General features: G+C 58.6%; 11 protein-coding genes. 9 read left to right on the top strand and 2 right to left on the bottom strand.

The window, feature by feature from the left end; all coding sequences use genetic code 11:
• Positions 1-19: 19 nt before the first annotated feature.
• On the bottom strand, positions 20-985 hold the full coding sequence (locus tag ABFT80_RS14585; protein WP_347972660.1) for an ankyrin repeat domain-containing protein: 966 nt from the start codon (positions 983-985) through the stop codon (positions 20-22).
• Between the two features lie 198 nt (positions 986-1,183).
• Positions 1,184-2,098, bottom strand: coding sequence for a helix-turn-helix domain-containing protein (locus ABFT80_RS14580; RefSeq protein ID WP_347972659.1), 915 nt, complete (start codon positions 2,096-2,098; stop codon positions 1,184-1,186).
• 97 nt (positions 2,099-2,195) lie between these two features.
• Between ABFT80_RS14580 and ABFT80_RS14575 the strand changes: the two genes are divergently transcribed.
• The 9 genes from ABFT80_RS14575 (at position 2,196) to ABFT80_RS14535 (ending at position 12,448) form a co-directional block, all read left to right on the top strand.
• Entirely contained in the window at positions 2,196-2,957 is a 762-nt protein-coding gene (locus ABFT80_RS14575) for an SDR family oxidoreductase (RefSeq protein WP_347972658.1), read from the top strand.
• A 56-nt stretch (positions 2,958-3,013) separates the two neighbouring features.
• Positions 3,014-3,838 carry a dienelactone hydrolase gene (locus ABFT80_RS14570; protein ID WP_347972657.1) on the top strand — a complete coding sequence of 275 codons (825 nt, stop codon included), beginning with the start codon at positions 3,014-3,016 and terminating at the stop codon, positions 3,836-3,838.
• A gap of 21 nt (positions 3,839-3,859) precedes the next feature.
• Positions 3,860-5,395: a VOC family protein gene (locus tag ABFT80_RS14565; RefSeq protein ID WP_347972656.1), complete on the top strand. Its 1,536-nt coding sequence runs from the start codon at positions 3,860-3,862 to the stop codon at positions 5,393-5,395.
• A 578-nt stretch (positions 5,396-5,973) separates the two neighbouring features.
• Positions 5,974-6,225 carry a DUF1427 family protein gene (locus ABFT80_RS14560; RefSeq protein WP_347972655.1) on the top strand — a complete coding sequence of 84 codons (252 nt, stop codon included), beginning with the start codon at positions 5,974-5,976 and terminating at the stop codon, positions 6,223-6,225.
• Between the two features lie 39 nt (positions 6,226-6,264).
• Complete coding sequence (locus ABFT80_RS14555; protein WP_347972654.1) at positions 6,265-6,954, top strand: hydrolase; 690 nt, start codon at positions 6,265-6,267, stop codon at positions 6,952-6,954.
• Between the two features lie 110 nt (positions 6,955-7,064).
• Positions 7,065-7,511 carry a DoxX family protein gene (locus tag ABFT80_RS14550; protein ID WP_347972653.1) on the top strand — a complete coding sequence of 149 codons (447 nt, stop codon included), beginning with the start codon at positions 7,065-7,067 and terminating at the stop codon, positions 7,509-7,511.
• A 280-nt stretch (positions 7,512-7,791) separates the two neighbouring features.
• On the top strand, positions 7,792-9,732 hold the full coding sequence (locus ABFT80_RS14545) for an amidohydrolase (RefSeq protein WP_455189943.1): 1,941 nt from the start codon (positions 7,792-7,794) through the stop codon (positions 9,730-9,732).
• Between the two features lie 114 nt (positions 9,733-9,846).
• On the top strand, positions 9,847-11,445 hold the full coding sequence (locus ABFT80_RS14540; RefSeq protein WP_347972651.1) for an MFS transporter: 1,599 nt from the start codon (positions 9,847-9,849) through the stop codon (positions 11,443-11,445).
• 163 nt (positions 11,446-11,608) lie between these two features.
• Positions 11,609-12,448: an alpha/beta fold hydrolase gene (locus tag ABFT80_RS14535; protein WP_347972650.1), complete on the top strand. Its 840-nt coding sequence runs from the start codon at positions 11,609-11,611 to the stop codon at positions 12,446-12,448.
• Positions 12,449-12,488: the final 40 nt, after the last annotated feature.

The raw sequence follows: 12,488 nt of genomic DNA, 5'->3' as shown, positions 1-12,488 counted from the left end.
AGACAAGGCAGACCAACGGTTACTCCCCGAGACGCCTGTCGATATAAAGACGGCGGTAGACCTCCGAGTCCCGCGGCACTTCGCGTCCAGAACGTTCGATCAGGAGCTTTATCGCGAAGGCATTATCGCCGAGATCCCCGTAATAGGCTCTCGCGGGAGCCGCCTCGCCCAAATCGGTTGCGGTCTTGAGACGCCTGTTTGCCGATTGGAGGATTTTATCTGCCTGATCGTCTGTTATGTCGTCGTAGAATCCTCGTTCAGCCAGACGGTGAATGTAGGGCGTCGCGATCTTGCCGCTGTAAACTGCGAGGTCCATCAGCCAGGGATTTCCCGCAATGTTCCGCGACCACGGGTCGGCGCCCGCGTCGAGCAGCATTTCGAAGCCCGTCAGATTGCCGTCGAGCGTTGCGCCCAACGGAGGAGCCGCGTTTTCCGGTGGATAGTGGTTCGGGTCGCCACCATGCTTCAGATAGAGCGACAGCGCTTCGTTGGAGAAGGTGCTGTCGCGCCGGTCCTCGGCCTCTATCAATAACCCGCGATCAGTCAGAAGCCGGTAGAAGAATGTCCAGTGAACGACCTGCGAAGACGAACTATCCGGATCGATGAGGGCATGTGGATCGGCGCCCGCTTCGAGCAGTGCGTTGATTGCCTTCAGGTTTCGGTATCGAAGTGCCGCCGTCAGGAGAGTCTCGCCGATGCGAGGCCGGTTGGGATAGGACCGGTCGATCTCCGGACCCAGCGCTCGCAAAGCATCCACCTCCGGTGCGTCGCCGGCGGCTATGCGCAGCGCCATGTCCCGAAGCGGCGCGGGCGCAAGAGCGAAATCGAGCATTGCCATCTCGCGCCGTTCTTGTTCTTCGGTCGGCCTCGAATTCGAGGACGGCTGGATAGACGCAAGAAGCAAAGCAGCGATAAGGGCGGTGGCGGCGACAAGAAAAACGAGCCGATATCGTCGATAGATGCTGGTTATGAATTCAGGCGTCATCGTCCTTATCGTATACGCTCATCAGTCCTCCGCCAAACAACGTCATTCGAGGACATCAGCTATTGCCGTTCGTACTCCGAAACCTGACGGTCTCTTTTCCACCCCGTTGCGGACACGCAAGTCCGTGAAGGCAACCGGCGCAGCGGTCGAGCGATAGGCGCCATTTCAATTATCGGCTCGGGACTGGTCGAGGTGCGATTATGCGGCCTGGCGTCTGGCGGCGAAAGCGCCGGGTGGTGTTCCGACGTGGCGCGAAAAGGCCATGCTGAATGAACTGACCGACCCGTAGCCGACGCGCCGCGCGAGTTCGGCCATCGCGATATTGCCCCTCACCAGCATGTCCTTTGCCACTGCCATCCGCCAAGCCGCTACATATTCCATGGGCGTTGATCCGACCTCGCCGCGAAAGCGGTCAAAGAAGGTGGAGCGCGACATGCCCGCTGCAGCGGCCAGGCCTTGAACAGACAGGCTTGCACCGAGGTCTGCATGGATCTGCCGCAACGCCAGGGCAAGTTGGGGATCGCCAAGGCCGCGGAGCAAACCGGGTTCTGCCATAGTGCTTTCGGCGGAGCGCAAAGCCTCGACCAGCAGCAGTTCCAAAAGCCGCCCGAGAACCATGTCGCGCGCGGCACGATCGCTTTGCGTCTCTTCCTGGATCATCTGAACGAGCGCGATTAAGCGTTTGTGCGCGGGTGCATGGATGACCGCCGGCAGGAGCGAAACGAGCATCTCCCGGTCAGGCGAGGCAAAGCTGCAGTGGCCCACCAGACACCGCACATCGGTCGGTGCTTCCTGTTCGCCCAGGCTGAACATGCCCGGGCCGATCTCCAGCGGCAGGTGCGGGGCGCCACTTGGTGGCGGATTGATGCTCGACATCGCGAAATCCAAGACTTCCGGCACCAGCACGAAGTCTCCCGTTTCAAGGACAAGCGGCGCACAGTCCCGAATGGTCAGCAGGCAGGTGCCCTCGACCATGGCGCAGTAGAACGGGCTTGCCATGTTTGTACGCTCGACGCGCCAGCGGCCGGCGCCGTTGACAAGCTTGGCGATCGAGGGTTCCGGCTTGAGCAGCGCGACAACACTGGCAAGCGGGTCAGTTGTCGAAATAGCCACAATCCGGACTTTCTCTGAATAATTATAGACTTATGAATATAGAAAGTCCGACAATCTTTGTCCATCTCTCGTCGTAGCAACGACAGGAGACACACCAATGCCCAAAATTCTTATCACCGGCGCTTCGTCGGGCTTCGGTCTCGCGACTGCGGAACTGTTCCTCGCAGAAGGATGGGAAGTCATCGCAACCATGCGCACCCCGGCGGCCCACACAATGGCGGTGCACCATCGCCTGCACATCTTGCCGCTCGACGTCACCGATGCAGCAAGCATCGCGCAGACCGTCGCAAACGCCGGCGATGTCGACGCGCTTGTCAACAATGCCGGGGTCGGCATGCTGAACGTGCTGGAAGGCGTAGACACCGCCAAAGCCCGTGAACTTTTCGAGACCAATGTCCTCGGCGCGATGGCCTTGACCCAGGCTGTCTTGCCGGGCATGCGCACGCGCCGTGCCGGCGTCATCGTCAACGTCAGTTCCAGCGTCACGCTGCGCCCCTTTCCGGCACTGTCGGTCTACAGCGCCAGCAAGGCCGCCATCAATGCGTTCACGGAAAGCCTTGCACTCGAGATTGCGCAATTCGGCATCCGCACGCGGCTTGTCCTGCCGGGGTCGGCACCGACGACCGCCTTTGGAATGAACGCCGTGAGGCGCATGGGAATGAACGTCCCGGCGCCCTATGAGGCTTTCGTACAGGACTATGTTTCAATGATGCGCGGCTCGACTGAGAAAACAGAGGCCGAAGACGTAGCACGGGCAGTATGGCGCGCCGTGACGGAGCCGGATTCGCCAATGCGCCTACCCGCAGGTGCCGATGCTGAGACAATCTTCAGCCAGACAGCCACCCAGGCCGACAACTGAGCGGAATGGTCTTGTTGACCCGGTGCCGCACAGGGGCGCCAAAAGGATGACAACACATGAACAATCTCATCGATCTGTCGCACTCCATACCAACGCCCCAGGCCGAATTGACCGTGGCCTATGCCCCGATCACCCTGCCCTTGGCCGGACGCACCCCCCTTGAACTGCGCCTGACCGGCCCGGCCAGCGGCGGCGCAATGCCAATCGTGCTGCTGTCGCACGGGGCCGGACCGTCAAAGTATATTCCGTCGAAAGATGGATACGCCCCTCTGGCGCAGTTCTGGGCTGAACGCGGTTTCGCCGTGATCCAGCCAACCCATGGAAATTCTCCTGTAGGTGGCCTGCCGAACGACGCTCCCGGTGCGCCTTACTTCTGGCGCCAGCGTGTATCCGAGATGAAGGCAATTATCGACCATTTGGATGAAGTGGAACAGCACGCGCCAGCAATAGCGGGTCGCCTCGATCACCGGCGCATCGCGGCTGCCGGCCACTCTTTTGGCGGCCACACGGTTAGTCTGCTTCTCGGCGCGGAGCTTGCGGGGGAGAGCTTTGCCGATCCGCGCATATCGGCGGGCGTTCTTTTAGCAGCACCGGGGCGTGGTGGCAGCGAGCTCACCGCGCAAAGTGCGGCACGCTTTCCATTCTTCGACGTCGATTTCGCGCACATGACAACCCGCAGTGTTGTAATCTGCGGCGCGGACGACAACCCGCACTTTACGTCACGCGGCCCGGAGTGGCACGCGGATGCCTTTTACGACAGCTGGGCGATAAATCTTCTGCCGGGCGCATTAACAGAGTATCCAAACGTGCAGGCGCTGCATGATAGGCTCGCTGCCGATCCGGGAGTGCAAAAGGTGCTTGCACGCGAGGCAGGAAACTGAACTTCGAAAGGTTTTCAAGACATGGCGAGCGGCATCCATCACTTTACGGGCATCACAGCCAACGTGCAGGCCAACGTCGATTTCTACGTTGGCTTCCTCGGCCTCAGGCTCGTGAAGCGAACCGGAGGTTTTGCGGACGCCGAGCAGTTGCATCTGATCTATGGTGATGAACTAGGCAGCCCCGGCTCGTTGCTGACTTTCCTCGTCTGGGAGGCCGCCGGTCGTGGTCGCACCGGCATAGGGCAGGTTTCGGAAGTTGCACTTGCCGTGCCGCCAGCGTCCATCGGCGATTGGGTAACCAGGGCGCTCGCCAGCAGCATTCCGTTCGAAGGGCCTTCCCGCGAGTTCGCAGAAACGGTTCTTCGGTTGAAGGACCCGGACGGGCTGATCGTGAAGCTGGTCGGCGTCGACATGCCCACGCCCGCTCCATGTCCAAATACGCCCACTCGACTGCGAGGCGTAACGGTCCTTACCGACAAGGCAGCGGAAACTGCTCAGTTCATGACACGTTTCGGCTACAGGAACGACGAGCGCGTCGGCATGACACAGCGTATGGCTTCCGATACCGATATCGTCGATGTCAGGGAAGTTTCGGGCTTTGTCCCATCCGTGCCGGGAGCCGGCGTGCCCGACCACGTGGCTTTCCGCGCGCGCGACACCGATGCGGTCAGGTCCATGCGGCTTTCGCTCAAGGATCACGGGCCGACCGAGGTTCACGACCGCAAATATTTCCTGTCGCTCTATGTCCGAGATCCCGCCGGCATTCTTATGGAATATGCCACTGATGGACCGGGCATGACAGTCGATGAAGCGCCCGACAGACTCGGCCAGACCCTGTTTTTGCCGCCGCACGACGTGGACCGGGCCGAAGATCTGCGGGCCATGCTGCCGCAATTCGCCCTCCCAGGCGAAGAACGCTTTCCCCCGCGCGAACTGCCCTTCATTCATCGTTTCAACAGGCCGGAAAATCCGGACGGCACGACCTTAGTACTGCTGCACGGGACGAGTGGCAACGAGGCGGATTTGATGCCGATCGCGCGCCGTATTGCGCCGAGCGCTGTGCTTTTGGGCGTACGCGGTCGAGCGACCGACGACGGAACCAATCGCTGGTTCCGCCGGCTCGATGACGGCACTTTTGACCAGGCGGATATTCGCAGCGAAGCCGAAGCTTTCGCAGCTTTCGTTGAAGGCGCCGTGGGCGGTTACGGTCTCGATACGAATAGACTTGCTTTCCTTGGCTATTCCAATGGAGCAAATTTCTTGGCGGCCGTAATTCAACTTCACCCAGGCGTCGTCAACCGTGCAGTTTTGCTGCGTGGCATCCAAGTCGTGGAGAATCCACCCGCTGCGGCTCTTTCGGAAACGAGAGTGCTCGTGCTGAATGGAAGATATGATCGCGTTGTCTGTGGTGCGTCGGCTCTAGCGGGCGCCCTGAGGGCTTTCGGCGCAGACGTCGAATCCGTCGAACTCTCGACCGACCATAAACTCGCCGCGGCAGACGTCACTGAGGCAGCTGGGTGGGTTTTGCGAAAGCTCTCGCGCACCCTACCCGCTTAACGCGACGATTACAAAACCAGCACTCGAAGGTTTATAATAGATGTTCGGCATCAATGCAGGATCGTCGCGTCACGAGTGCGGGCATCTCGTATGAAATCCATGATGCTGTAGTTGACGTCGGCAGCCTCTGCTGGGCGGGTTCCAATCCTGCAGGATAGTTACCGGGCTTACCTTCAATCCGCGGGACCAATAATCTCGGCACCAGCACGATCAATGTCGGCTGTTACTGACGTTGAAAGGCATGTGGCGAAACCGACGTCATGGAATTCACACAAAATCTGCGAAAACTTCCGCCTCGCTGGACCGAAGAACAGATCTGCGGTGCATTCCGTTTAATAATTGCGGAAATCACAATTCATTGAAACGCTTTACTGCAATTAACGGCAATTGTCGTTGTTGCTAGTGATGCTGCCACGGAATTTCAATCTGGCCTGGAACCCGAAGAGCAAAGCTTCATGCTCGAATATAGAGGCCTGCATAACGTCACATCAATGGCTGCGAAAGCGCGCCAGAACATTGATTTCCGAACGTCTTTTAGATGCGACGAAGACCACAGTGAACTATGACGAGTAAAGACCGTGAGCCAGTTTCAACCATATCTGATCTCCCTTCTCGTAGGTCTCGGCATCGGCGTGATCTATGGGCTTGTTTCAGTCAGGTCGCCGGCCCCACCAATCATAGCGCTATTGGGATTGCTGGGCATGCTCGCAGGCGAAGCTGGCGTCCAGTGGCTGAAAGGCCATTCAAGCTTTGTGCAGTCACGTCTGCACGAAAAGTCCTTCGCGCATCACGCCTCCGATAAGGCGGCTAACAAAAGCGACGCGGCCTGAGACAAATCGTTTTTTCAAAGCACCAACAGGAGAAAATTAATGTCAAGCAAACTTGAAATATTGACACCTCAGAACAGCCAAGTCCTTTTTATCGACCAGCAACCGCAGATGGCACTCGGCGTCCAGTCAATCGATCGCCAGCTCCTGAAAAACAACGTCGTCGGGCTCGCGAAGTCGGCAAAAATCTTTGATATTCCGACTAGCATCACCACGGTGGAGACGGAGTGCTTCGCTGGATATACCTATCCTGAACTACTTGCCGTCTTCCCTGAAACTCCGATTCTCGAACGAACATCGATGAACTCATGGGATGATCTGAAGGTACGTGAAGCGCTAGCCGCCAACGCTGCCGATGGACGCAAGAAGATCGTCGTATCTGGCCTGTGGACCGAGGTCTGCAACGTAACCTTCGCCCTGTCCTGCCTCGCTGACACCGACTACGAAATCTACATGGTGGCCGACGCTTCAGGTGGAACCTCGGTCGATGCGCACAAATACGCAATGGATCGCTTGGCGCAGGTCGGCGTCGTCCCCGTCACTTGGCTGCAAGTGCTCTTGGAATGGCAACGCGATTGGGCGCGGAGCGACACTTACGACGCTGTCATCTCCGTAGTGAAAGAGCATGCCGGCGCCTACGGCATGGGTGTCGATTACGCCTACACAATGGTTCACAAGGCTCCCCAGCGCGTGACCCACGGCCCGACCCTCGCTCCCAAATCGGCGGCCTGACCGACGCGATAAGGTGGTTGGTCTGACGCCTCCGTCGGACCAACCACCTGCTCGGCGGATGAAGCAAATCGGGGTGAAACGCAATGCTTTCAACAAACGGGATCGGATCGATGTCGCTCAGAATTGAGAAGAACAGTCCCATATCGGGTGCTGTACGCTTCATCTCCTATCTCGGCCTTTGCGCGGCCTATCTCCAAGGTGGGTTGGTCAAACTGACCGACTTTCCCGGCGCTATCGCTGAGATGACGCATTTCGGGTTAAATCCGCCGGCGCTGTTCGCCGCTCTGGTGGTCGTTCTTCAACTGTTAGCACCGGCGATGATCCTTACTGGGTTCTGGCGATGGCTCGGCGCACTCGCCCTTGGTGGTTTTACACTGCTTGCAACCTTTATTGCATTGCGGTTCTGGGAGTTGCCGGACGGACAAGAGCGCTTCATGGCCGCGAATTCATTCTTCGGGCATCTAGGTCTGGTCGGTGGTTTCTTACTCGTCGCTTGGCTCGACCTGACCGAAAAGTCGTCTCGGACGACTGAGCAGGCCGGGAGGAACGTGCCATGAAGTCCCGCCAGTATTCCGTTCGGCGCATCGACACCGGCAATGTCAGCGATCGGTCGGATTCTCGCGCATCGCGCAAATGGCGTCATCAGCAGGCTGCTGGCGTCTCCGTTCTTCGACGTCACCTTATCTCGCCATGCTCAGTTTCAGCGTTTGGGCCAGCGATGTCTATCGCTTCCGCCAGCCCTGGCGTTGGCAGATCCCATTCTGGGGCCCAACAAATAGAAACAATCTGACTTCCGGCTACCGCGTGACCGCGTGGGCAAGAAGGAGAATGGAAAACATGGTCCAAACCACACGACGCCAAACCATCGTGGGCGCTGCCGCTACGGCCGTCTTCTTATCAAATCGATCGTACGCAAAGGACAACGCCATGCGCGATGCGGATCTAATTATCGTCAACGCCAAGGTGACGACCCTCGACCAACAAAATCCCACCGCTGAGGCAATTGCAATTCGCGACGGGCGTTTTTTGGCGGTGGGCTCAGAGGCCGAGGTCCGAGCGGCCGCGCCGAACGCAGAGATAATCGACGTGAAAGGACGGCGGGTCATTCCGGGGCTCATCGACAGCCATACCCATATCATCCGCGGGGGACTGAACTATAATATGGAGCTGCGCTGGGATGGGGTGCCGAGCCTGTCCGAGGCGATGACGATGCTTAGGGCACAGGTCGACCGCACGCCGGCCCCACAATGGGTGCGCGTGGTCGGTGGCTTCACAGAACATCAGTTCGCGGAGAAGCGCCTGCCGACGCTGGATGAAATCAACGCTGCTGCGCCCGACACGCCGGTTTTTATTCTCCACCTCTATGACCGTGCACTGCTGAACGCTGCCGCGCTGCGTGTCGTCGGCTACACAAAGGATACGCCCAATCCTCCCGGCGGCGAGATCGTTCGCGATGCCGCCGGCAATCCAACTGGCCTTCTCCTGGCGCAGCCGAACGCCACCATCCTCTATGCGACGTTGGCCAAAGGGCCGTCGCTGCCGCCCGAGTATCAGGTCAATTCTACGCGGCACTTTATGCGCGAGATCAACTCGCTCGGGGTGACCAGCGTGGTCGATGCAGGTGGTGGCTTTCAAAACTATCCCGATGATTACCAGATCATCGAGAAGTTGCACGCTGATGGCCAGATGACCGTTCGCATCAGTTACAATCTCTTCACCCAAAAGCCCAAGGAGGAGCTTGCAGACTTCTCCTCGTGGGTAAAGCAGGTTTCCCCGGGCCATGGCGACGACACCTATCGTCACAATGGAGCCGGCGAGATGCTGGTCTACTCCGCAGCGGATTTCGAGGATTTCCGTGTTGAGCGGCCTGACATGCCGCCGAATATGGAATCCGACCTCGAGCCGGTCGTGCGCCTGCTGGCTGAGAACCGTTGGCCGTGGCGGCTGCACGCAACCTACGATGAAACGATCAATCGGGCGCTTGACGTGTTCGAGAAGGTCAATCGTGACGTGCCGTTCTCAGGCATCAACTGGTTTTTCGATCACGCTGAAACCATCAGCGACCGTAATATCGACCGGATAGCGGCGCTCGGTGGCGGCATAGCCGTCCAGCACCGCATGGCTTTTCAGGGGGAGTACTTCGTTGAGCGCTACGGGGTGAAAGCGGCTGAGCGCACACCCCCCATCCGCCGCATGATGGAGGCTGGCGTGCCAGTTGGCGCCGGAACCGACGCAACCCGTGTGGCTAGCTATAATCCTTGGGTGTCTCTTTCCTGGCTGGTGACCTCAAGAACCGTCGGAGGCCTTGCGCTCTACCCGCAGCACGCCCGCCTTGATCGCGAGACGGCGTTGCGTCTGTGGACCGAAGCGAACACCTGGTTCTCAAACGAGCAGGGCAAAAAAGGGCAAATTATACCCGGGCAACTGGCCGATCTCGCTGTGCTTTCCGACGACTATTTCTCGGTAGCAGAAAGCGACATCGTCCACCTGCGGTCCGTTCTCACCATCCTGGGCGGCGAGGTCGTCCATGGCGACGGCGATTATGCTCCCCTTGCACCAGACCTCCCTGCGCCGATGCCGGACTGGTCGCCGGTCGCGACCTTCGGCGGCTATCACAAGACGAATGAAGCCCGTGCCAAGCTGGCGATGAACTGCAGTTGTGTGAATAACTGTGCGGTGCATGGGCACGATCATGCGGCAGCTCTTGGCACGCAAGCACCGGCTTCGGATGCCCGCACGTTTTGGGGCTCTTTCGGTTGCGGCTGCTGGGCGGTCTGACATTGACCGTGGTTTGACGGCTGGCGGTCTCGGTGCGCGCCGTCTGCAGTGCGGGCGGTTACGGAAACAAATTTGATGAAACTGATCTGCCAAGGGTGGACAAAAGGAGCCGGCATGACTTCGCCGCAACAGACAATTCCCGGCAATGAGACGACACGCGGACCGCTGAGCTATCCGGTCTTTCGGGCGCTATGGATCGCAACGATCATCTCTAATGTCGGCACATGGATGCATGATGTCGGCGCAGGCTGGCTGATGACATCGCTTTCGCCGAGCCCCTTAATGGTCGCCCTCGTGCAGACAGCAACGACTCTACCGATGTTCCTGCTTGCCCTTCCGGCCGGGGCACTGGCCGACATCGTTGACCGACGGAAGATGCTGCTTTCCGCGCAGATTCTTGGTCTGGTCGCCGCAGCAAGCTTGGCGTTCCTTACTTTAAACGACCTTGTCACTCCCGAGGTCCTGTTGGGCGCGACCTTCATACTCGGAGTCGCCGCGGCACTTAGCGCGCCGGTGTTCCAAGCGATTGTACCTGAACTGGTGGATAAGCAGGCCTTGCCGGATGCGATCGCGCTGAACAGCCTTGGCGTCAACATCTCGCGCGCGATCGGGCCGGCGCTCGGCGGTGTTATCATTGCCTTTGCCGGGACACCGGCCGTCTTCGCTTTAAACGCCCTTTCCGTCATGGCCGTGCTATTCGTGCTGTCTACCTGGAAACGTCCTGAAACCGTTCATACGTTGCCCTCAGAGCACTTCTTCGGTGCGCTGAAGGCGGGATATCGTTATACGCGCCATTCTCCTGCGATGCGTCTGGTCGTGATCCGGGCCATTGGGTTCTTCATCTTCGGAAGTGCACTCTGGGCAATGCTGCCGCTCGTCGCCCGGCGTGGGCTCGGGCTCGACGCAGCCGGCTATGGCGCTCTCCTTGGATGTATGGGTGCAGGAGCGGTCGTAGGTGCGATCCTTCTGAAGCGGCTACGGAAAAAGATTCCCGCCAACACAATTTCAGCCGGGGCGACGCTACTCTTCGCTTTGGCTACGTTGTCGCTCGCTCTTGTCGCCAATGCGTGGATCGCCGGAGCGGTCATGTTCGCAGCCGGCCTTGCTTGGATCGGCATGATGACATCACTGAACGTGGCAGCTCAAATGGCCTCGCCGGGATGGGTGAAGGCGCGCGCGCTTGCTGTCTATCTGCTCGTTTTTCAAGGATCAATGACCGGAGGCAGCATTCTCTGGGGCTCGCTCGCCGCCAGCAGTAGCGTCTCCACAGCTCTCGTGATCGCGGCCATTGGACAAGCGATAGCCCTACTGTTGGCTTTCCGTTGGCGCCTGCCGCAGGATTCGACCACCGATCTGGCACCCTCAAACCACTGGGCGGAGCCTGTCGTTTCGGTTCGACCCGCGGACGATCGTGGTCCGGTTCTGATCGAGATCGAGTATCGTATCGAACCTCAACGCCAAGCCGAATTCGTGACGGCCCTGCGCGGATTTCATCCTGCACGACAGCGTGACGGCGCGATCCGATGGGACGTCTGGGAAGACGTTGCCGAGCCAGGCAAGGTTGTCGAGGCTTTCATCGTCGAAAGCTGGCTTGAGCATCAGCGTCAGCATGCGAGAGTGACCCGCACCGACCAACTGAATCAAGAGGTTCTGCGGGCGTTCCATATCGGTGATCACCCACCCATCGTGCGGCATTTGTTGAGACCACTCTGATCGACCAAATGCTGACGCAGTCGCAAAGGTTTAACCCTCTTGCCTTGCAAACATTGCAGCTTCGACCGTCCGGATGCTTGCGAATCTGGTTGCGCACGAATGATCTGAAGAAACAAGAAGTCCGCTAAAAAGCCTACGGCAACAGCATATACTGGAAATCACAATGGAATGGCATGCATTAGAAGCCCGGGATGCTTTCGTGAACGGGATCCGTATCCATTACCGCATTGGCGGCACAGGCAAACCCCTTGTGCTGTTACATGGGTCGCCGCAGACTTCTTTATCTTGGCGAAAGCTGGTTCCATTGCTTCCCACCGACCGCACGATCGTTGCTCCTGACTTGCGCGGATATGGTCGCAGTGACAAGCCCGAACTGGGCTACGGAATTCTGATAATGGCGAAAGATGTGCGCCAGCTTGTCGAAGAACTTGAGCTTGGAGCGGTAGATTTGGTTGGGCATGATTTGGGAGGAATTGTCGCCTACGCCTATGCTGCCCAGCACATGTCCGATGTGCGCCGGCTTGGTGTTATGGAAGCACCCATTCTCGGAGTACCGTCGCCAACGCTCGACACTATTCTGGCAAACTATTGGCACTTTGGTCTCTATGCCCATCCGCGCTTGCCTGAGCTTTTGATTGCAGGCCGTGAGCGCGCCTACCTTACAGAGTTTTTTCAGACCTATGGAGATATCGGAGCGATCGAGACCGAGGCTTTGGTAGAATATGCCCACCACCTTGCTTCTCCCGGCGGGATCAGAGGTCTGGTTGGGGTCTATCGTGAGGTTGAAAGCGAACTGCCGACACTCGCTCGCCTGACGGAAAACAAACTGACAATGCCGGTTTGGGCGGTAGGTGGCGATCGGTCAATGGGTATGGGCCCCTACGAACAATTCCAACACCTTGCTGACCAAGTGTGTGGTGGCGTAATCCATGAATCCGGGCATTGGATCATCGAGGAACAGCCCTCGCAGGTCGCCAAAGCACTTAATAGTTTTCTTCGTTAGGTGAGGACGTAACGAACAGAACCTGATTAGGAGGCTGCTG

Origin of the sequence: Foliimonas ilicis, assembly GCF_039939195.1 — a bacterium.
GTDB lineage: Bacteria > Pseudomonadota > Alphaproteobacteria > Rhizobiales > Rhizobiaceae > Foliimonas > Foliimonas ilicis.
The sequence above is the reverse complement of the archived record's forward strand: the minus strand, read 5'-3'. Positions and strand labels throughout refer to the sequence as shown.